The 21,277-nt window shown below is 70.3% G+C and carries 11 protein-coding genes and 1 pseudogene; 1 reads left to right on the top strand and 11 read right to left on the bottom strand.

Annotation, left to right across the window (positions count from 1 at the left end; genetic code table 11):
- Nucleotides 1-81: 81 nt before the first annotated feature.
- The 5 genes from HED23_RS09450 to HED23_RS09430 form a co-directional block, all read right to left on the bottom strand.
- Nucleotides 82-6,999, bottom strand: a complete 6,918-nt coding sequence (locus HED23_RS09450) for a type I polyketide synthase (RefSeq protein ID WP_203182954.1) — start codon at nucleotides 6,997-6,999, stop codon at nucleotides 82-84.
- Entirely contained in the window at nucleotides 6,996-7,913 is a 918-nt protein-coding gene (locus HED23_RS09445; RefSeq protein ID WP_203182953.1) for a thioesterase domain-containing protein, read from the bottom strand. Before HED23_RS09445 ends, HED23_RS09450 begins: the two co-directional genes overlap by 4 nt.
- On the bottom strand, nucleotides 7,897-8,163 hold the full coding sequence (locus HED23_RS09440; protein WP_203182952.1) for an acyl carrier protein: 267 nt from the start codon (nucleotides 8,161-8,163) through the stop codon (nucleotides 7,897-7,899). The genes HED23_RS09445 and HED23_RS09440 overlap by 17 nt, the downstream gene beginning before the upstream one ends.
- A 909-nt stretch (nucleotides 8,164-9,072) precedes the next feature.
- Nucleotides 9,073-9,831 (bottom strand): sirohydrochlorin chelatase, encoded by a 759-nt coding sequence (locus tag HED23_RS09435; RefSeq protein WP_338019588.1) that lies wholly within the window; start codon nucleotides 9,829-9,831, stop codon nucleotides 9,073-9,075.
- Between the two features lie 192 nt (nucleotides 9,832-10,023).
- Nucleotides 10,024-10,869: an AfsR/SARP family transcriptional regulator gene (locus HED23_RS09430; RefSeq protein WP_238441890.1), complete on the bottom strand. Its 846-nt coding sequence runs from the start codon at nucleotides 10,867-10,869 to the stop codon at nucleotides 10,024-10,026.
- A gap of 196 nt (nucleotides 10,870-11,065) precedes the next feature.
- On the opposite strand from HED23_RS09430, the gene HED23_RS09425 reads away from it, so the two are divergent.
- Complete coding sequence (locus HED23_RS09425; RefSeq protein ID WP_203182951.1) at nucleotides 11,066-11,860, top strand: AfsR/SARP family transcriptional regulator; 795 nt, start codon at nucleotides 11,066-11,068, stop codon at nucleotides 11,858-11,860.
- Nucleotides 11,861-11,968: 108 nt separating this feature from the next.
- On the opposite strand, the pseudogene HED23_RS35990 reads toward HED23_RS09425, so the two are convergent.
- The 6 genes and pseudogenes from HED23_RS35990 to HED23_RS09395 form a co-directional block, all read right to left on the bottom strand.
- Nucleotides 11,969-12,244, bottom strand: a pseudogene (locus HED23_RS35990) (hypothetical protein); the annotation flags it as partial.
- A gap of 597 nt (nucleotides 12,245-12,841) precedes the next feature.
- Entirely contained in the window at nucleotides 12,842-13,456 is a 615-nt protein-coding gene (locus HED23_RS09415) for a response regulator transcription factor (protein ID WP_203182950.1), read from the bottom strand.
- Between the two features lie 848 nt (nucleotides 13,457-14,304).
- Nucleotides 14,305-16,149 carry an asparagine synthase (glutamine-hydrolyzing) gene (asnB, locus tag HED23_RS09410; protein WP_203182949.1) on the bottom strand — a complete coding sequence of 615 codons (1,845 nt, stop codon included), beginning with the start codon at nucleotides 16,147-16,149 and terminating at the stop codon, nucleotides 14,305-14,307.
- 546 nt (nucleotides 16,150-16,695) lie between these two features.
- The gene (locus HED23_RS09405) at nucleotides 16,696-17,496 is read right to left on the bottom strand and encodes a thioesterase II family protein (protein ID WP_238441889.1); all 801 of its coding nucleotides are present in this window, start codon (nucleotides 17,494-17,496) and stop codon (nucleotides 16,696-16,698) included.
- A gap of 8 nt (nucleotides 17,497-17,504) precedes the next feature.
- Nucleotides 17,505-19,220: an ABC transporter ATP-binding protein gene (locus HED23_RS09400; protein WP_203182948.1), complete on the bottom strand. Its 1,716-nt coding sequence runs from the start codon at nucleotides 19,218-19,220 to the stop codon at nucleotides 17,505-17,507.
- Entirely contained in the window at nucleotides 19,217-21,055 is a 1,839-nt protein-coding gene (locus HED23_RS09395; RefSeq protein WP_238441888.1) for an ABC transporter ATP-binding protein, read from the bottom strand. Before HED23_RS09395 ends, HED23_RS09400 begins: the two co-directional genes overlap by 4 nt.
- Between the last annotated feature and the right edge of the window lie 222 nt (nucleotides 21,056-21,277).

The following is a 21,277-nucleotide window of genomic DNA, read 5'->3' as shown; positions in this document are numbered from 1 at the left end:
GTCCCTTCCCAGGCGGGGGATCCTGTGGGGCGGGCGGCGGCAAGCCGCCGCCCGCCCGCTACTTCCGGCGCGGGTCATCCGTCAGCCCGTGAACTTGGCCGCCAGCTGAGGGGCCGAGACCACCGAGACGTCCGTGAACCGGGCCCAGACCTGCCCATCGGGGGCACAGGCGGTGATATTCAGTCGGGAGTCCGGACCACCGTGCCGCACGGGCTCCACCACGACGAGGAACACCCCGTCCGGAGCCGGCGGACCGTGCAGTTCGACTCCGCCCACGGCGAGCGGCAGGCCGGCCGTGCCGCGGAACACGCGCACCCAGACGAGTGCCGCCTGCAGCAGGAGGTCCGCCGAACCGGCCGCGTACCAGTCGGCCGAGGCGCTGACGGCGTCCGCCCGCACGGGCTCGCACTCCAGGACCAGGCGCGCCTCGGACTCGGCCAGTACCCGGCGCAGACCGCGCAGCGCCGGTCCGTGGAAGAGGGTGCCGTCCTCGTAGAAGCCGCCGGCGTCCCGTCCGGTGCCCGGCACGGGCAGTCCGGTCACCGATGCGGCCGGTGGCAGGGAGCCCGTCACGACCGTGGCGGCGTAGTGCGGTCGTACGGCACCGTCGGTCACCGACCGGATCGCGACCTTCACCTCACCGTCCGCCGGGCTCATCACCACCTGGCACTCGGCGGGCTGTGTTCCGTCGAGGACGATGCCCTTGTGGACGGTGAAGTCCCGCAGCCGCACGGCTCGCCGGCCGTCGGCGTGCTCCACGGCGCCGAGCGCCCAGCCCATGGCCACAGCCGCGGGCAGCACCGGCACCGAGTCGATCACGTGATCGGTGACGAGCGGGCTTCCCTCCAGGTCCGCCGGACGCCGGGTCACCGTTCCTCCGGCCTCCTGGCCGGAGCGGTCCCGGGAGCTCAGCGGTGTGGTCGGCCCGAGCACGGTGACCACGTCGCCGGCCCGCCCGGGGGCGAACTGGTCGGCGAACATCCGGGCGCCCTCGGCGACCGGGATGAGGGCGATTCCGCGCTCCTCGAACACCTTCCTGATCTGCGGTGAGACCATTCCGCTGTCCCAGGCACCCCAGTTGAGCGAGGTGACCCTGGCCTGCGGGAACCTCCGACGGCACGAGGAGGCCCAGACGTTGAGGACCTCGTTGGCCATCGCGTAGTCCGACTGCCCCTGGTTGCCGAAGAAACCGGCGACGGACGAGAACAGCACAACGTGGCGCAGCTGCCGTCCGCTCAGGGCGGCCATGACGCACCGCAGACCGGTCAGCTTCGGGGCGAAGACCCGTTCGATCTCGGAGGCCTTCTTCTGGGCGATCATCTGGTCGGCGAGGACTCCGGCACCGTGCACCAGGCCGGTGACCACGTCCCGGTACGGCGCGAGCGCGGCCGTGGTCGCGGCCTGGTCCGTGATGTCCACCGACAGGTACTCGGCCCGGCTGCCGGCCGCGCGCAGGGCGTCCAGCGTCCCTCGGATCTCCCGGGCGCCCGCGACAGCCGCGGCGAGCTGGCCGACGCGTCGGGGGGTCGGCTTCTCACCGGCCGCGGTGAGCGAGGCGGCCGCCGCCGCCTTCAGGTTCTCCACCGCGAGGCCGTGCGCCCACGTGGGCTCCTCGTCGAGCGGGGTCCGGCCGAGCAGCACGAGCCGGGGCCGGTGCCGCCGGGCCAGTTCGATGACGCAGTCGGCCGTGATGCCCCGGGCGCCGCCCGTGACGACCAGTACGTCGTCACCGGTGGGAGGGCCCGCGTCCGCCTCGGAATCCACCAGCGGCTCGTCGGCCAGTGCCAGACCCACCCTGCGGGTTCCGTCGTGGCCCACCTGCACGGGCTCGACGGCCGAATCAGCGGCTTCGTCCAGTACCAGGGCGGCCGCGTCGTCGGCGGCGATCCCGGGCGCGAGGTCCACGGACCGGCAGAACAGCTCGGGGGCTTCGAGGGCCAGGGTCTTCAGCAGCCCCGCCACTCCTCCGGCGGGTGCGGCCGCCTCGTCGACCCCGGTGAGGCCGAAGGCCCCGTCCAGACGGGTCACGGCGAGGAACGCCGCACGGCCGTGTGCCGCCATGGCGGTCAGCGGGCGGACGACATGCCGCGCGAGCAGCAGTGAGTGCGCCAGCCTGCGTATTCCGTCGGGCCAGTCGGTGTCCGGGCGGGCAGTCACGTCGACGACCAGGCCGACCGGGGCGGCGAAGACCGCCTCGGTCCCGGCTGCCAGCTCGGTCGTGCCCCAGCCGGTGAGGGCGTGGTCGTGCACCCCGGCCGACCGCGGAGGGACTCCCGGCAGACGCAGCACGTGCACCGGGCGGCCGGTGGCGACGAGCCGGTCGCAGATGCGTGCCGCCAGGTCGGAACCGTCGTCCACGACGAGCGCGCCGTGGCCTGCGGGAAAGACGTCGAGCAGTGGGTCAGGTGCGGAGAGCGTGACGAGGGCGGCGTGCGCACGGCCGATGAGGGGGGCCGGTGCGGATGCCTGCGGGGAGATCGCCCGGGACTGTTCCGGGGGCGGGTCCTCGGGATTCGTGGCCGTGCCGGCCGTCTTCTCCCGGCCACCGGGCGTACCGGCACCCGCGACGAAGTCGACGATGTCACCCAACGTCCGCAACTCCGCCAACTGCTCAGGACCGGCCGACGACACCGCCCCGAACCGCTCCTGAATCACCCCCATGATCTCCACACGCTTGATCGAATCGATCCCCAGATCCGACTCCACCCCCATATCCAGCTCCAGCATGTCCGCCGGATAACCCGTCTTCTGAGCCACCACATCCAGCAACACCGAACGCACCGTGCCCACATCCACACCAGCCGACACCACAGCACCCACCGACACCACACCCGCACCGGCACCGGCACCGGCACCGGCAACACCACCCGACGACACCCCACCCGCCGCACCCGCGACGAAATCGACGATGTCACCCAACGTCCGCAACTCCGCCAACTGCTCAGGACCGGCCGACGACACCGCCCCGAACCGCTCCTGAATCACCCCCATGATCTCCACACGCTTGATCGAATCGATCCCCAGATCCGACTCCACCCCCATATCCAGCTCCAGCATGTCCGCCGGATAACCCGTCTTCTGAGCCACCACATCCAGCAACACCGAACGCACCGTGCCCACATCCACACCAGCCGACACCACAGCACCCACCGACACCACACCCGCACCGGCACCGGCACCGGCACCGGCAACACCACCCGACGACACCCCACCCGCCGCACCCGCGACGAAATCGACGATGTCACCCAACGTCCGCAACTCCGCCAACTGCTCAGGACCGGCCGACGACACCGCCCCGAACCGCTCCTGAATCACCCCCATGATCTCCACACGCTTGATCGAATCGATCCCCAGATCCGACTCCACCCCCATATCCAGCTCCAGCATGTCCGCCGGATAACCCGTCTTCTGAGCCACCACATCCAGCAACACCGAACGCACCGTGCCCACATCCACACCAGCCGACACCACAGCACCCACCGACACCGCACCCGCACCGTCGAGGGACACGGGAGCCGGCGCCGCGGCAGGGGCAGGAGCCGGGGCCTGAACGGGCGTCACGGCCGGGGTGGGTGCGGGCGGAGCCCAGCCAGGAGGCAGTGCCGGAACGACGGGCGGGTCCGGGAGGGAGGGTGTCCCGACCGCCTGCTGCGGCGCCGCGGCGAAGGTCGCGGAGGCCGCGCCGCCGAGCTCCAGCCCGGCGAGCTGCCGCAGGACCTCGTTGGCGTGCGCGTGGGTACGTCCGATCGCCAGTCCGTGCTCCTTGACGGAGCTCACGCCGGGCAGCACCTGGTCCAGCTTCCCCTGGTCGGCGGCGCGCTCCAGGATCCTGGTCAGTCGCTCGACGCTCTGCAACTGGCCGTTGAGGTACTCGTCGTGGAGGGAGAGGTGGTCCGAGAGGAGCTCGGTGAAGCGGTCGCTTGGCATGTGCTCGTTCTCCTGGGCGGGGGGCGAGGTATCCGGAAGGGCGCGGACGTACACCTCTGCGGTACCGGTGCCCGTCGGGACGGACCGGGCCCGTTCGGGAAGCGGGCGCTCCCGCGCCCCGGAGGGGGCGGCCGACGGTACGGGCGCGGAGGAGGCCGGGTGCGGGGGGAGGCCCGGGTCCCGGAGGACGGCCGGCGCGGCGGGGGCGGGTTCAGGCGTCGGCGGCGCGGCGGGCGGTGACACCCTGTATCCGTCGGTCAGCACGTCCTGGTAGGCGGCGCGGCGCTCCGGAGAGACGTAGTTGATGCCGTTGAGCATCACCGTCATGCCCTTGGCCGGAGCCGGCCGATCGATCTCGGCCGCGTACCTGTCGGCGACGGCGACCGGCAGGCCGAGCACCGCGAGCCGTGCGACGGACTGCTTCAGGACGTGTTCGGAGTCCTTGTCCGGGCCGCCGTCGAGGGCGAGCGCGGTGTGCGGACGGTCGCCCAGGATCCGGCCCACCAGACCTGTGAGCACGGAGCCGGGGCCGAATTCGACGAAGACCCGGAACCCGTCGGCGTACATCTCCTCGACGCGTGCCGCGAACTCCACCGGGTGGATCAGCTGTTCCGCGAGTACGCGGCGGTTGTCCGCCAGGTCCGTGCCGTACCGGGCGCCGGGACTGTTGGCGTAGACGCGCCCGCGCGGTGCGCCGATGTGGACGGTGTCCACGACGGCACGGAAATCGTCCACCGCGTGTGCCACGAACGGAGTGTGGAAGGCGGCGGAGACCGGCAGCCGCCTGGCGCGCACTCCACTGCGGCCTGCCGCCTCCACCAGGAGATCCACCTCGGCCGTGGCGCCGCCCACCACGATCTGGTCGGGGGCGTTCCGGTTGCACACACGCAGGCCTTCGCGTTCGGCGAGGAGTTCCGCGACCCGCTCCTGAGGCGCGAACACGGCCGCCATGGCACCGGTGTCGTCGGCCTGCCCGGGCGCGGGGGACATGGCCCGGCCGCGTGCCCTGGCCAGCCGGTGGAGCGTGTCCTCGTCGAAGGCCCCGGCCGCGTGGAGCGCGGTGAGTTCACCGAAGCTGTGGCCGAGGAATCCCTCCGCCTGGAATCCGAGCTCGGTCAGATAGCGGAACTGGCCTGCGGAGAGCGCGCCGATGGCGGGCTGGGCGTAGGCGGTCGCGCGCAGTGCGGCTTCCTGTTCCGCCCGGCCGGCGTCGTCGACCAGGGGCGGGGGGAACGCCACCCGGGACAGCGGCGTGTCCTCACGGAAGTGCTGGTTGGCCCGGTCGAAGGAGGAACGCAGCGGCGGCAGGGCCAGTACGGCGCTCATGCCCGGGTCGACATACTGGCTGCCCTGTCCGGCGAAGAGCGCGGCCACCCTTCCCGTGTCACCGGCGGTCCGCCGGTAGTGGACGCCCTTGGGGTGGGACCAGTCGTCGCGGCCGGTGCGGGCGCGCAGTTCGCCGAGGGCGATCTCACGCAACGCGTCCGCCTCCGCCTCGCTGCGGGCCACGAAGGCCAGACGGGCATGGGCTGCGGGCACCGGCCCGCCGGTGGACGGGGCCTTCTCCGCCAGGGCGTCGGCGAGGGCCTCGGGGCCCGCGGCGTGCCAGAGGTGGATCCGGGCGACCGGGAAGCAGACCTTCAGGTCGTCGCCGTCGCCGTGCTCCTCCATCACCGCGTGGAAGTTGGTGCCGCCGAAGCCGAACGCGGAGAGCGCGGCACGGCGCTGCGGGCGCTTCGGGTCACGGATCCAGGGGCGTGTCTTCGTGTTGACGTAGAACGGGCTGTCGGTGCCGAAGGCGGAGCTGGGCGTGTTCACGTTGATGGTGGGGGGCAGCACCTTGTGGTGCAGCGCGAAGGCGAGCTTGATCATCGCCGCGGCTCCCGCCGCCGCCTTCGTGTGGCCGATCTGGGACTTCACGCTGCCGATGGCGGCGTACGCCCGCTCGCCCCCGTCCTTCGCCACCACTTCGGTGAGCGCGCTCAGTTCCGTGGCGTCCCCGACGGCGGTGCCGGTGCCGTGGGCCTCGAAGAGCTCGATGCTGTCCGGAGCCGCGTCGGCGTCCTGGTAGGCGCGGCGCAGTGCCTCCATCTGGCCCTCCTTGCGGGGGGCGTAGATGGACTTGAACCGTCCGTCGCTGGATGTGCCTAGGCCGCGGATGACCGCGTACACCCGGTTGCCGTCGCGTTCGGCGTCCTCCAGGCGGCGCAGGGCGAGCATGCCGATGCCCTCACCGATCAGCGTCCCGTCGGCCTCGCTGTCGAAGGGACGTATCTGTCCGGACTTGGAGAGTGCGGGGGTCTTGCTGAAGCAGAGGTACATGAAGATGGTGTTCTCGGCGTCGCAGCCGCCGGCCAGCATGGTGTCCGCGCGGCCCTCCAGGAGCTCACTGACAGCCGTGCGCACCGCGCCGAGTGAGCTGGCGCAGGCGGCGTCGATCGTCATGTTGATGCCGCCGAGGTCGAACCGGTTGGCGATCCGGCCGGCGACCACGTTGCCGAGCATCCCCGGGAAGGAGTTCTCCTCCCAAGGGGCGTACGCCATACGGAACTTGGCCGCGATCTCTTCGGCGTCGCGGTCGGAGAGGCCGCAGCTCCTGACCACTTCCTTGAGCACCGGGCTCTGGAGCCGCGCGGTGAGGGGCTGCGTCAGCTGGTTGGCCCCGGTGATGCCGAGCACCACGCCGGTGCGCTTCGGGTCGTACCACCCCTGCTCGGCCCCCGCGTCCTTCAGCAGGTCACGGGTGACCGTCAGGCTCAGCAGCTGGAGCACATCGGTCACTTCGAGCGTGTTCGGGGGCAGTCCGAACTCGAGGGGGTTGAAGGGTACGTCCGGGATGAAGCCGCCGCGCTTGGCGTAGGTCTTGTCGGGTGCCGAGGGGTCGGGGTCGTAGAACTCGTCGACGTCCCAGTGACCGGCCGGCACCTCCGTGGTGCAGTCGGCCGCGGCCACGACGTTGGCCCAGAACTCCTGGACGGTGCTTGCCTGCGGGAAGAGACCGGACAGGCCGACGACGGCGATGGGGTCCCGGGCGAGTCTGCGGTCGAGTATCCGTTGCTGGGATGGGTTCACTGCGTGTCCCTCCGGGGCTTGACGAGCTGCGCTGGCCGGGAGGCCGGGATCAGACCGGCTATGGCCCGCGAGGCGTCCGGGCGGATCAGCATGGTGTAGTGGTCGCCGGGCACGGTGTGTGCGGACACTGCGTGATCGGCCACTTCGGACCACCCGAGGGTCGGGTCCGCCTGGATGAGACTGTTCTGCGCCTTGATCTGTGCGAGGGGTGTGCCGGCGCGTGCCGGGCGGTAGGGAAGGGTCAGCCTGTTGTTGCGCAGGAGCCCTGCCGTGTAGGCGTCGAAGAGCTTCCACATGCTCTGGGGAGGAGTTCCCTCCGGCAGCACGCCGTCCGCGACGGCGTCCTTGAGCAGCAGCTCCAGTCCGTCGCGGACGTCCGATCCGTCGGGAAGGGGCCGGGCGTGCACCTCCTTGCCGCGCTTGGCGCCCAGGAACATCGCGAACCAGCGAAGGACGATATGAGGGTCGATGCCCTCGTCCTCCTCGTACTTGTAGGTGTCCGTCGGGGCGATGCTGTCCAGCAGCACCACGCTGTCCGGTCGCTCCCCGGGTGCCAGACGCTCCGTCATCCCGTGGGCGACCACGCCTCCGAAGGACCATCCGACGAAGGTGGCCGGCCCTCCGCCCGACTCGGCGGCGGCTGCGCGGTAGACGCCGGTCAGGGAATCGATCAGACCATCGACGGTCAGATCGGACGCGTCGGGGTCCAGCGCGGCTTCCAGGTACGCGGGAAGCGCCCCCAGGTCGAGCACGGCGAACCCCGTCCCGGGCGGCAGCGCACCGGCCAGGTTCGCCCAGACGCCGACGGGCAGGGCGCCCGGGTGCACGGCGTAGACGGTACGGCCACCGGGCGGGGTGCCCCGGTGGCGTACCAGCACCTGCGCGGCGGACGCCCTGCTAGGCCGCCGCGCCACGCTGAGCACTCTCCTCGGCTATGTGTGCCGACAGGGCCTCGATGGTCGGGTGGTACCACAGCGCCGTGGTGCCCAGTTCGAACCCCAGCCAGCTCTCCATCTCGCCGGCGATGATGAGCGCCTCCGTGCTGTCGAGGTCGAGCTCGTCGAAATACTGTCCGGGGGAAATTTTTGACGGTTCCTCACCGAGACGATCCGCGATCTTCTGCACAAGCCATTCCTGAACCTCGCCGGCCGTGACCTTGACCATTACCTGTTCCTTTCTCGGACCTGCACGTGCCTGCCGCCCCGGACGCACGCGCATATCGGTGCCGGGGTACGTAGGTCTGCGTGAGAGAACAATGAGCGGTCAGGCCTCCGCTCGCAGATGGAAAGCCTAGGGAGAGCTTCACCGATTGCGCAACTCACACCCAGGTCAAGGAATTTCCATTTATGAGGCGACGTCTTCGGTTGATCCGGAGGGCGCTTCGGAGCCGCATATCGGGGTTCACCAGGAAGGACGCGCCGCAGCGGAGCGAAGCTTCCCGGTCTTCCCCGCCCCTTCCCGTCACGAACGGCCGATCACCGCGCAGGACACCCCATCGAGCCTGGTCCGAAGCTCATTCGAAACGTCAGCGAGGCGTCAGAAGCGGCTCAGCGCGCCGTCCGGAGCCTCTCGTAGCATGAGTACAGGCCGTACGAATATCCATGCCCTTTCCGCCCGCCCGACGCACTTCGCGCCGCACCGCCGGCTCATCGGCGAGCGCGATGCCGAATCGGATTGAGAACAGGAAAGAGGTACGACTGTACGGATCACTTCGAGAACGATGACACGCGGGTACCGAGCGGAAAATATTCGGCGTGCTCGCATCCGGCGAAGGATTCCTTCCGGCCGAGAGCCGCGCAGATTTCCGAGAATCGCGTAGATCTCCGAGAATCGGTCCGAGGCCGAATCGACCGGGAAATCAGGCCTGCCCGGAACAGCCCGAAGGGCGTCGCAAACGGTTTCGTGCGCTGCCGCCCCGCGCACCCGCAGCGGATATCAGCTGCCGTTCTCCCTCGTTCTCCGTCGCCCGCCCTCGCGACGGCACCGCACCCGGGCCGGGGCCCGCCCCCGCGTTGCGGGCGACCGGTCCCGGGCCGAGGGAGGAGAAGCGCGGGCCCGATCGCCCGCAACGCCTCAGCGGGCCCCGAGGGCGCGTTCGGCGACCAGCCGGATCAGCTCGGGCGCGTCCCCCAGTGGCGCGGACAGCACGTCGGCGCCGGCCTCCCGCGCCTCGGCGGCGATGCGGTCCGGAAGCAGACCCGGCGCCAGCACGTACGGAGCGACGGCCACCCGGGCCAGGCCGCGTGCGCGCAGTTCACGTACCGCCTCGCCCGGGCGCTGCTGCGGGCCGGTCACATACGAGGCGACTGCGGCGCCCCAGCCCGCGCGGCGCAGATCTCCCGCCACCGCGGCGACCGAGGCCCGGGCCAGGGTGTCCCTCGAACCGGTCGCCGCCACCACTACTCCGGTCGTCGCCCGGTCCGCGGTGTCCAGGCCGGCTTCGAGCAGCCGCCGCTCCAGTGCCTCGACCAGCAGGGGCGACCCGCCCAGCACCCTCGTCCGGCGCACCGGCACCGGCCAGTCCCCGGACAGGGCCGAGGGCAGGTCGGTCGTGGCGTGATAGGCGCGGGAGAGCAGCAGCGGCACCACGACGACCCGGCCCGCGCCGCCGGCCACCAGTGCGCTCACCGCGGCGGCCACGTCCGGCTCGTCGAACTCCAGGAAGGCGATCGCCGTCCGGTGGCCTGTGAGCAGCCGGACTCCGTCGGCGACAGCGCGCAGGGTCGTGGAGTGGCGGGGATCGCGGCTGCCGTGGGCCACCAGGAGAAGGGTCGTTCCCGACAGCTCCGCCTGAGGGACGACGGGGGTGGCGAGTGCGTTCCAGGCGGTCAACCGGCACCTCCTTGATCGGCGTTCCCCCGGCGGGACCGCGTGCGGCGGGAGAATCCACCGCGGAGGCAACCTAGCCACAGTCGGTCACACGTCGCTGACCGCACTCTGACCCGGCGGGAAGCGGGGCCGGCCGGAGGCCTGACACGGACTGCACGACAACCACACGCCCCGCCGGCCGAGCGGCGCAGGTGTTCAGGCGCTGCGCAGCTGGCCGAAGGGAAACCCCGGGTGCGCACCCCCGCTGCCGGTGCCCGCCGCGTCGAGAGTGAGGGTGGCGTCGCGGCGGAGCATCCTCTGGTGAGCGTCACGCACGGCTTCGGAGGGCTCCAGGCCGAGCTCCGTCACCAGCCTGGTGTGCAGCCGACGGTACGTCTCGAGCGCCTGCCACAACCGTCCGGCCCGGTACTGGGCCATCATCAGCTGGAGATGGAAGCGTTCGTGGAGCGGGTACCTGGCCGTCAGTTCGGTCAGCCTGCTCAGCACTTCGGTGGTGTGTCCCGAGGTCAGGTCCACCGCGACACAGGTCTCGAAGACACTGAGCCGGGATTCCTCCAGCCGTAGCATCTCCACTTTCAGCGGTGAACCCGGACAGACGTCCGACAGCGCGTTGCCCCGCCACATTCCGATCGCGCGGTTCAGGAGCTCGGACGCCTGCGGATGGTCCCCCCGTCGCGCTGCCGCCATACCGGCCGAGGCGAGATTCTCGTACTCCAGCGCGTCCACCCACCCCGAGCCGACGTTGAGCACGTATCCGCCATGTGTGGTGGCGAGTATCTCCTTCGCCCTGCATTCCGCCCCGAACTTTCCGCCGGCCGCGGTGATCGCCCGGCGCAGTTGCATCATGTAGGTCTGCAGCGTGGCCTGTGCGCTGCGCGGCGGGCTGTCCCCCCAGAGCTCGTCCACCAGTTCCCACATCTGCACGGTGTGTCCCGCCCGCAGTGCCAGCAAGGCCAGCACCTGCCGGTGCTTGGCGGCACTGGGTGTCCAGTCCGTCTCCCCCAGATGTGCGGCCAGCGTCCCCAGTAACTTGATCTCCACTTCGCCAACCCTCCCCGTGACCAGTAAGGATGTCGATGCTGGCACGAGCGGCCCCGCACCAGTAGTGATCCGGTCACCAATCGGCCGTGAACCGACGGTGTGATCCGTTTGGCTGATTCTGGCCTCCAGCGAAAGTCCAGAGGGGCATCAGGCAGCGCTCAAACAGCTGTTCGTGAGTCCGTGTGAGGCTTCCCCCATGAGATTCACCATTCTGGGACCGGTCGGAATCGTCACGGACAATGAGTCGATCCCGATCGCCGGCCATGGGCAGCGGATCCTGCTCGCCTCCCTGCTACTCGCGGACGGAAGGCTGCTGACAAGCGATCAGCTCTACGGTGAACTGTGGGGCGACGACCCGCCCCACACCGCTCACAACGCGCTGCAGGCCCAGGTGTCCAGACTCCGCCGCACCCTGAACCGGCTGGCAGCGGCCGGCGAGGTCACGCCGCCCCTGGTCACACACTCGGCCGGCTACGTGCTGAAGGTCGATCCGAGCACCGTCGACATGCACACGTTCCGATGTCGGACGGCGGAGGCCAGGAGGGTCGCGGACAGCGACCCGGGAAGAGCCGTCGACCTGCTGGATCGTGCTCTTGCGCTGTGGCAGGGGAAGCCACTCCAGGACGTCGGCAACAGTCCGTTGTGCCACAGCACGGCCGTGCAGTTGGAGGAGGAGTACCTGACCGCACACGAGTCGAAGCTGGAGCTCAAACTGCGCTGCGGCCGCACCGAGGAGGCCATAGGCGAGCTGCGCGCGATCAGTGTGGTGCATCCGTGGCGGGAGAGGATCACCGAGATGCTGATGCTCTCGCTCTACCACGTCGGCCGCAGGGCGGAGGCGCTGGAGACTTACCACAGCACACGAAGGCAGCTCACCGACCACCTCGGCATCGAGCCTTCCCGGCGCCTCAAGGACACGCTCCGGGTCATCCTTCACGAGGAGCCGGCCTCCTCCATCCCGTTCGGGCCGAAACCCGCTCTCGTCCGCTGACCTCCCGCAGCCGCACCGTCCGTCCGAGCGGGACCCGCCGGATCCGGCGGCCGGCGGTCCGCGACGCCGAGGCAGAAGTCCCGCACATAGAGGTCTACAAGCCGATTTCCGCGTCACGGCCTGTCGCGCCGTGCCCTTCCGCGTCACGGCCTGTCGCGCCGTGGCCTTCCGCGTCACGGCCTGTCGCGTCGTGCCCTTCCGCGTCACGGCCTGTCGCGCCGTGGCCTTTCGCGTCACGGCCTGTCGCGTCGTGCCCTTCCGCGTCACGGCCTGTCGCGCCGTGGCCTGTCGCGCGGTACGTGTCGCGCCGTGGCCTGTCGCACCCTCCCCGGCCGAAGCTCCACACGGCCGCGCGGGCCGGGCTCCCCGGCGAAGATCCCGCACGCGGGCAGGGGCTCGTCGACCGGGTGGGCGGGCCGGAAGAAGCTGACCATCCGTCGGCTGCCGAGACCGGCACCGGGGCGCCCGCCCGTCTCCCCACGCACAGGACGAAGAAGGCCTGCTGTTCCCACTGTTCCAGGAGGAACGCGGTACGCATCCCGCGCCCCGGGCTGCCCTACGAGCCTCGGTAACGGATCATCGCGGCCTTCGACGTGGGCAACGACGGTTTCGCGTGATGGCCGTGGGGCGGGAGAGGTCTTCGTGCAGCGTCAGAGGCCGCGGTCGGCGCAGGCGGCCGGTTCGGGTGTGCACCCGCAGTCGACGGCTACGGACGTGATCGTTCCGACCACGGGCGGCGAGAACCGGGTGGACGACGAGGGACGGCGACGCACCCCACTTCCGCGAACGCTGACCGGTATTCACCGGCAGGCGATTCTGCCGGGCCGCACCGGCGGGAAATTCTGCCGATCCGTTGTTCGACAACTTCACCTCTCGCTCGGCCGGTCACGCCTCACCTGATCCCGGACGCGCAGCCCGGAGCAGCCGAAACCACGGGGACTTCGAAGACCTGGCCGCGCACAGCCACCCTTTTCGGGTAATTCATATCCAGCGCGCGTCCCGGGCTATCCGCAATGCGTCAATTCTGTTGCGCGCGCCCAGCTTGGAAACCGTGGACGAAAGGTAATTACGGACGGTCCCCTCGGACAGATGCAGTCGCGCCGCGATCTCGACCACGGAGTCACCTCGGGAGGCGTGCTCGAGCACGGAGAACTCCCGCCGGGTCAGAGGGGAGTCCTCGTTGACCTCGTTGACCAGTGCGGCGACCGTCAGCTCCGCGTCGAAGACCCTCTTGCCCTGGTGGACCCGGGCGATGGCATCGAAGAACTGGCGGGGCGGCACACTCCGCTCCACCAGGCCGCCGACCCCGGCCACGAAGGCCTGGCGCACGACGGACCGGGGAAACGCCGTACCGAGCAGCATGCTCCGGCACCCCGGCAGGCCGGCGATCTTCTGGGCGATCGGGACCGCGTCGCTGTCCGCGCCCTCGAAGCTGATGATGACCACGTCAGGGGTGTTCAACTCCGCCCACGCCAGTGCGTCGAGACTGCTCTCCGCCGATCCGACCACACGGATCTCATTGTTTCGCTCGAGCAATGCAGTGAGTGCGTAGCGCGACAGATGCAGGTCGTCGGACACCAGTACATCGATTCCCATTCGATCCCCCATTTGCAGTTCCTCTACCACCCTGGCGGGCTGCTCGACAGCAGCAGCTAAATGATAGCTCCGGAAGATCGATATCCAATCGCTCCGCACTATGCACGCCAATACCGCGCCGCTCGAGGATGAATGGAGTCCTGATGGATCCGCACCACCGTTCGGGAGACGGGACGGGTGGCGCGGCAGGGGGATACCTTGCGCGACGATCTGCGCGCGTCCGGCGGGGAGTTCGCTCCCCACCGCCGACTACGCACGACCTCCGACAGATCGACCTGTACCGGTCCGGAGGGTGGTCAAGCCCGCAACGCGCTTACGGGCGCCTCCCGACGGAGTGGTCCGCGCCCCTCACCTGGCGCATGCCGGAGACCATGTGAGCGGCCCCTCCCTGAGAGCTCACCGGAGCGAGGGCTCACCGAACTGACGGGCCGCCACTCAGGGGCGAGGCGATCCGACGCACCACCGGAAGGCCTGGCAGGGGGGAGCACCGGCTCCAAGCCCGGGCCGGAGCCGTCCGGCCCGCAGGATGATCGGACAGCACACCGCGCCGACGGGTCACCGTCGACGAGGGCTGCGGTGGCGACCCACGGCATCGGGACGCCCGAGGCATGGTGCGAGCACAGGACCCATGGCCGCCTCGGGGCCGGGGAGACCACCCGCCGCTGCGGCCGGGCCGCCCTCGGGCTCACCGGCCCGCCCGGCCCGCCCGGCCCGCCCGGCCCGCCCGGCCCGCCCGGCCCGCCCGGTGCGGCCGTACCGGGCGGGCAGTGCTCGTACGCGTCGGTGCGGCGCGCATCGGTCCTCGCGCTCCCCCGGAGCGCACGCGTGCCCGGACCTCGCGGACGTAATCAGTCCAGTTGCAGTTCCGGCGCGTGCAGGTCCAGCCAGGTGTGCAGGTCGAGCACGCGCTCCAGGCCGGCCCGGACGGCCGTCGTCATGCGCGCCGGATCCTGGGCCACGACCTGCTGCGCCCAGGCCCGGTCGACGAGCGCGAACACCTGCGGGTCCGTGGCCGCCACGAGCTCCTTCACCTGCTGCTGCAGATTCGCCGCGTACTCGGGGTTCTGCGGCGAGGGGTACGGGCTCTTGACCCGTTCCACCACGGACCGTGGCAGGGTGTGTGCCGCGGCCTGACGCAGCAGGCTCTTCTCCCGGCCGTCGAAGGTCTTCAGGCTCCACGGTGTGTTGTAGACGTACTCGACGAGCCGGTGGTTGCAGAAGGGCACCCGGACCTCGAGTCCTACCGCCATCGACAGCCGGTCCTTGCGGTCCAGCAGCGTGCGTACGAAGCGCGTCAGATGCATGTGGCACAGGGAACGCATGCGCCGGTCCAGCTCGGACTCCCCGTCCAGGTGCTCGACCTCGGCGAGCGCCGTCGCGTACTGGTCGGCGGTGTAGGTCTTCACATCGAGCTGCTTCCGCAGGCCGGGTTCGATGTGATCGGTCCGTGCCGCAAGGCTCATCGGAGGGATGACCGCCATCCACGGGAAGGTGTCCACACGGGTCAGCGCCTCGTTGTGGAACCAGGGGTAGCCGGCGAAGACCTCGTCGGCCGACTCCCCCGACAGCGCGACCGTCGACTGCTCCCGGATCGCCTTGAACAGCAGGTAGAGGGAGCTGTCGAGGTCACCGAATCCGTTGGGTATGTCCCGTGCGGCGACGGTCGCCCGCCGCACCGCGGGGTCCGAGAGATCGGCGGGGTTCAGCACCACGTCGTGATGCGCGGAGCCCACGTGCGCGGCGACGTCGCGCACGAACGGCGAATCGGGGGTGTCCCGCATCTCGTCGGGGACGAAGTTCTCCTCCTGGCCGACGAAGTCCACCGAGAACGTGCGTACCCGCTCACCCCGCAGGGCCAGCCGCTCGGCCGCCAGGCCGGTGATCGCGCTGGAATCCAGTCCGCCCGAGAGCAGGACACACTGCGGCACGTCCGAGATCAGCTGCCGGTCGACGATTCCGGTGAGCATCTCCCGCACCCGTGCCACCGTGTCGTCACGGCTGTCGGTGTGCTCCGCCGCCTCCAGACGCCAGTAGGTCCGCTGGCGGATGCCGTTGCGGTCCACGCTGATCAGCGTGCCGGGCCGCATCTCGTGCATGCCCTTCCACAGCGCCCACCCCGGCGTCTTGGTCTGCGCGAACAGTTCCCGCAGCCCTTCCGTGTCGACCGCCTTGCGTACCAGCGGGTTCGCGAGGATCGCCTTCGGTTCGGAGCCGAACAGCACGCCGTCCGGAGTCGGGTGGTAGTAGAGCGGTTTGATGCCCATGCGGTCACGCACGAGCAGCAGCTTCTGGTCGCGCCCGTCCCAGACGGCGAACGCGTACATGCCGTCGAGGTGGTCGACGACGCTCTCGCCCCACTCCAGATAACTGCGGAGTACCACCTCCGTGTCACTGTCCGTCCGGAAGGCATGTCCCAGCGACTTGAGGCGATCGCGCAGTTCCTGGAAGTTGTAGGCCTCCCCGGAGTACACCATGGCGATCTCGCCGGCCGGTGTGTTCACGCTCATCGGCTGTGCCCCGCCGGGGAGATCGATGACCGCGAGACGCCGATGCCCCAGTCCGACGTGGGTGCGTACGTATGTGCCACGGCCGTCCGGCCCACGGCACGCCATCGTCTCGGTCATCGCGTCGAGCACGTCGGCCCGGTGCGTCAGGTCCGCGTCGAACGACACCCATCCTGCAATCCCGCACATCTGGCAACCCCATTTCCACTACGTTTCCGTACATTTCGTGATCAGTCGGATCCGCGATGGCAGCTGATGGTCAGAGGTTCCGCCCGGCAGGCGCGTGCGGATTCCGGGTACACCGGATGGTGGACCGGCACCGCCGCAGGCCGGTCGGATTCCGGCAGGTTACGCACCTTCTCGGCGGCCCACGCACCGACGAGGCGAATTCCGTGGAGCACGGAACGGGCGTCGCGACCGGGTTCCATTCGGGAAATCCATCGGCCGTTTCCCGCCGAAATCTGAATCTCACTGATATCGACACGCTAGCGAGAAAGGACTTTGCGTCACAATGTGCGTCGCACCTCTGCCCATGTGAGTTTTGCACAACGCGAACAGGGCGCGCGGCCGTGTGCAGCGGGCCGCCGAACGCGCTCACGGCTCGCGGAGGGTGCGCGCAGGCCGACTGCGTACGGCGAACCGCCCGCACCGCGCAGGCCGGCGGTACCGTACCGGCCGCCCTGACCTGCGACCACGGGGCCGACCGTCATGGCACGGGCAGCCACGGGCCGACCGTCACGGCGCGGACGGCCACGGGACCGCCGACGCCTCGGACGCGGTGCGCGCGTACGCCGTGAGGAGTTCGACGACCGGTGCGCGGTGCTCCTCCAGATAGAAGTGCCCGCCGTCGAAGGTGCGGAACTCGCAAGCCCCTCCGGTGACCTCGCTCCATCCCTCGGCCTCCCACTGATGGATCTCGGGGTCCCGGTCCCCGTACAGCACCGTGACCGGTGCGCTCAGCCTGTCACCGGGCAGAGGCCGGTAGGTCTCGCTCAGCCGGTAGTCGCCCCTGATGATCGGCAGGAACGCCTGTATGAGCGAGGCGTTGTCGAGGATCTCGCGGTGCGTCGCCTCGGTGCGGCGCAGTTCCTGGATCAGCTCTTCGTCGTCACCGAGGTGCACCCGGCCCGGTCGTGTCAGCGAGGGGGCGGGGTGCCCCGACACCACCAGCCCGGCCGGGGGTTCGCCCGCCGCCGAAAGACGGCGGGCGAACTCGTAGGCGACGACAGCTCCCATGCTGTGCCCGAAGAGGACGGTCGGCAGCGGCTGCCCGTCGGCCGGCAGATCAGCGGCCAGTTCCGCGGCCAGGCCCTGTATGTCCGCCGGCACCGGTTCGGAATACCGGTCCTCCCTTCCCGGGTACTGGACGGAAAGGAATTCGATGTCCCAGGGTGCGGACGCCGCCCACGTCCGGTAATAGCTCGCGCTGCCGCCGCCGTGCGGAAACAGCAGCACCCGGGCCCGGGCGTACTGCCGGGGTGCGAGGCGGCGAAAAGCTCCACTGCGACTGCCCTGCGCCATGGAATCGGTAAACATATCGGCTCCTAGTCCCCCACTGCCGGCGCCATGGAAATGCTCCAGAACTCCGCGTAGCGGCCGCCGCGTCGAAGCAGTTCGTCGTGGCTTCCTTCCTCCACGACCCGGCCGCCGTCCAGGAAGACGACACGGTCGGCGCGCTGGACGGTCCGCATCCGGTGCGCGACCATCACCACCGTGCGGCCCGCCATCAGACGTTCGATGCCCTCGTGGACGGCGGCCTCGTTCACCGGGTCCAGGGCGGAGGTCACCTCGTCCAGCAGCACGATGGGCGCGTTCTTCAGCAAGGCGCGCGCGATCGACACCCGCTGGCGCTCACCGCCGGACAGCAGTGCGCCGCCCTCGCCGACGTTCGCCGCCCAGCCTTCGGGCAGACGCTCGATCACCTCGTCGAGCCGCGCCGCGGTGGCCGCCTCCCGGACCTCGGCCTCGGAGGCGTCGGGTCGGCCGAGGCGCACGTTCTCCTCGATCGTGCCGTCGAAGAGGTAGACGTCCTGGAAGACGATGGCGATCCGCGCCATCAGCTCCTCCGTGCTGACGGCGCGCACATCGGCGCCTCCCACCCGCACCGCGCCCGCGTCCACGTCGTAGAAGCGCGCGAGCAGTTGCAGCAAGGTGCTCTTGCCCCCGCCCGACGGCCCGACGACGGCGAGCCGCTGGCCCTCGGGCACCGTGAGCGACGCGTCGTCGAACACCGTGCGGGCCCCGCGCCGGAAGGTGACGGACTCGAACTCCAGTCCATGACCGGCCGGCTGGACCGGTTCGGCGGGTTCCGGCAGCGGCTCGGTGAGCAGGACCGTGTCCAGTTTCGCCAGCACGGAACGCGCACCGCGGATCTTGCCACCGATGTCCGTGAGCGACAGCAGCGGATCCGCGCACCGAGCGGCCAGCACCAGGATCGTGAGGATCTCCGCCACACCGATGTCCCCGTCGAGCGCGAGATAGGCGCCCAGGACCAGCAGCACGGTGAACATGGTCTGCACCGTGAGCGTCAGGCCCACGGCGCCGGGCAGCGCGGAGAACGTGGAGCGGCGGGAGGCACGCTCGACGTCCCGCAGCGAGTCGTCCAGCAGCCGGAATCGCTCGCCCGTCCGGCCGCCCGCCCGCAGCACCGGCTGGGCCTGGAGGAACTCGATGACCCGCCCGGTGGCCTCGTCGTCGCGCTCGGCGCGTTCCGCGTCGCCCGCGGCCATGGAGCGTCCGGTCCGGACCTGGATGGCCGCCACGACCGGTACGGCGATCAACGCGGCCAGGCCCATCTGCCAGTTGAAGGCCAGCATCACGGCGACGATCGTCAGAGGTGTCACGGCGGCGGAGATGAACGGTGCCAGCAGGTGCGCGATCACGCTCATCGCCTGCAGGACGCCACGGCTGGCCAGGACGGACACCTCTCCGAGACGGCCCGCGGTGTACCAGCCGATGGGCAGCCGCGCCAGATGCTCACCGAGCCGGCGGTACATGCCGCTCAGCAGCGAGGCGCCGACCTGGAAGCCGGACAGGTCGCTGATGTAGCGCAGCGCCGCGTAGACCGCGACCGCGACGCCGAACGCCGTCAGCCAGGGCCAGGCGTCCTCGGGTGTGTCACCGAGCAGTGCCCGCAGCACCGGCACCAGCAGGGCGTAGGACAGGCCCTCGGCCACGGCGGTGACCGTCATCAGGATCACCGTGCGGCGTAACGGCCCGGCGTACTCGTTGCCCAGCACGCGCAGCAGCGTAGGAATCATCGGGGCTCGTCTCCTTGCAGTACGCCATCGGGTGCTCCGGCCCCGTCGATGACCGCCGACCGGTGGGATCGCCAGAACTGTGCGAACCGCCCGTTCCGTGCCAGTAGTTCGGCGGGCCTGCCACGCTCGGCGATCGCCCCGTCCTCCAGCATCACGACGGTGTCGGCGTCCGCGATCGTCTCCAGGCGGTGGGCGATGACCAGCACGGTCCGCTCGCCCTCCAGCGTCGCCAGGGCCCGGCGAACCGCCTGCTCAGTGTGCGGGTCGGCGAAGGCGGTCGCCTCGTCGAGCACCAGGACGGGGGTGTCGGCCAGCAGCGCACGGGCGATGGAGATCCGCTGCGCCTCACCGCCCGACAGTCCGGCGTCCTCCCCGACCACCGACTCGTAGCCGCGGGGGAGTTCGAGGATCCGGTCATGGATGTTGGCGAGCCGGGCGGCGCGCACCACGTCCTCGAGTTCGGCGTGCGGCACCGCCAGCGCGATGTTGTCCGCGATGGACGCGCGCAGCAGCTGGACGTCCTGGAAGACGAAGGAGACCGTCCGGTAGAGCTCCCGGCTGCCGATCTCACGCAGATCGACCCCGCCGAGCACGACCGACCCATGGGTCGGGTCGAAGAACCGCGGCAGCAGCTGGACCAGTGTCGACTTGCCGCTTCCGGACGGCCCCACGACAGCGGTGACCGTCCCGGGCTCCAGCACCAGGTCGATCCCCCGCAGCACCTCGTGATCGGCTTCGTAGCCGAATCGGACGTCCCGCAGCTCCACCCGGTGGCCCTGCGGGGCGACCGGGTGCGCGGGCTCCGGGAGCGACCGCACCTCGAGTACGTCCCTGATCCGGCCGACCGCACGCCCGGCGCCCTGCATCTCGTCGAAGCCGTGGCCGAGGGCTGCCACCGGAGCGGTCAGCCCGAGCCCGAGCAATAGGAAGGGCAGCAGGTCGGCCGGGGCCAGGTCACCGTTCGTGATCATGGTCGCGCCGCCGGTCAGCACGACGAGGAGTACGAACGGCGGCGACAGCGCCAGCTGCATCCCCGCGGCGATCCTGGACATGCCGCGCACCCATCGGCGGAAGGTGCCGACGAAGTCGTCCGCGGCCGTGAGGAACTTACGGTGCGCGCGCCCGGATCCGCCGAACGCCTTGACCACCGCGATCCCCTGCACGAACTCCACCACGGAGTTCGAGATCCGGCCCATGGCGGTGTCGAACTCCTCCTGCTCGCGCAGCCGGGTGGGAGTCATCATCAGAGGCACAAGCGCCACTGCCAGCACCACGGGTACCAGTGTGATCAGCGTGAGCCGCCAGTCGATGGTGAACAGGTAGACCAGCGACGCCAGCGGAACCACGAACGCGGAGACGAGCTCGCCGGGGGTGTGGGCGATGAACGGGTGCACCGCGCCCACGTCCTCCCCCACCACCTTGGCCAGCTCGCCGGTCCGGCGCCGGGCGAACCAGCCGATCGGCACCCGCCCCAGCCGCGCGGCCAGTTGCCGGCGCAGTGCCAGTTGCACCTGGCCGTCGACGATGTGCCCGATGCCGGACGAGGCGGCCGTGAAGAGCAGCCGCACGAACAGACCGATCGCACCCGCGATCACGACGAGCCGGACGTGATCACGGTCCACGGGGCCCTCCGCCAGCAGGCTGCGCCCCAGCTCGACGACCGCAAGCAGCGGTGCCAGACCCGCGAGGGCCCCGATCACCTGGAAGAGCACGACTGCCGCGAACTTCCAGACGTACGGGCGCAGTGTGCGCCCCATGCTCTCCTCCGCCGCGGGCGCGGCGGCCGGTAACGGTGTCAGCTCTTCGCTCGCCCCGGCGGGATCGATCGTGCTCATCGCGTTCCCCTCACCGCCATGACGGACGCGCCCCCGGGAGGTGGTGCGAGGTCCGGGTTGGTACAGCCAAGCGTCGGCATGACGACACCCACCTTCCTGAAGACGGCCAACGATCCAATAATAGACAGTAGCGCCATCCGTTATCCAGTAAGTGGATGGAGCACGACGAAGATTCCGGAAGTTGCCGAGCAATGGTTCTGTATCGCGGTACCGCCGACAGCG

The organism is Streptomyces pratensis (assembly GCF_016804005.1).
Lineage (GTDB): Bacteria > Actinomycetota > Actinomycetes > Streptomycetales > Streptomycetaceae > Streptomyces > Streptomyces pratensis_A.
This window is presented reverse-complemented; position numbering and strand designations above follow the sequence as displayed.

What these genes read in the sequence shown, in the direction of transcription:
- HED23_RS09440 (WP_203182952.1), bottom strand. Translation starts at nt 8,163, where the DNA reads ATGGTCAAGGTCACGGCCGGCGAGGTTCAGGAATGGCTTGTGCAGAAG.
- HED23_RS09425 (WP_203182951.1), top strand. Translation starts at nt 11,066, where the DNA reads ATGAGATTCACCATTCTGGGACCGGTCGGAATCGTCACGGACAATGAG.
- HED23_RS09415 (WP_203182950.1), bottom strand. Translation starts at nt 13,456, where the DNA reads ATGGGAATCGATGTACTGGTGTCCGACGACCTGCATCTGTCGCGCTAC.
- asnB (WP_203182949.1), bottom strand. Translation starts at nt 16,149, where the DNA reads ATGTGCGGGATTGCAGGATGGGTGTCGTTCGACGCGGACCTGACGCAC.
- HED23_RS09405 (WP_238441889.1), bottom strand. Translation starts at nt 17,496, where the DNA reads ATGTTTACCGATTCCATGGCGCAGGGCAGTCGCAGTGGAGCTTTTCGC.
- HED23_RS09400 (WP_203182948.1), bottom strand. Translation starts at nt 19,220, where the DNA reads ATGATTCCTACGCTGCTGCGCGTGCTGGGCAACGAGTACGCCGGGCCG.
- HED23_RS09395 (WP_238441888.1), bottom strand. Translation starts at nt 21,055, where the DNA reads ATGAGCACGATCGATCCCGCCGGGGCGAGCGAAGAGCTGACACCGTTA.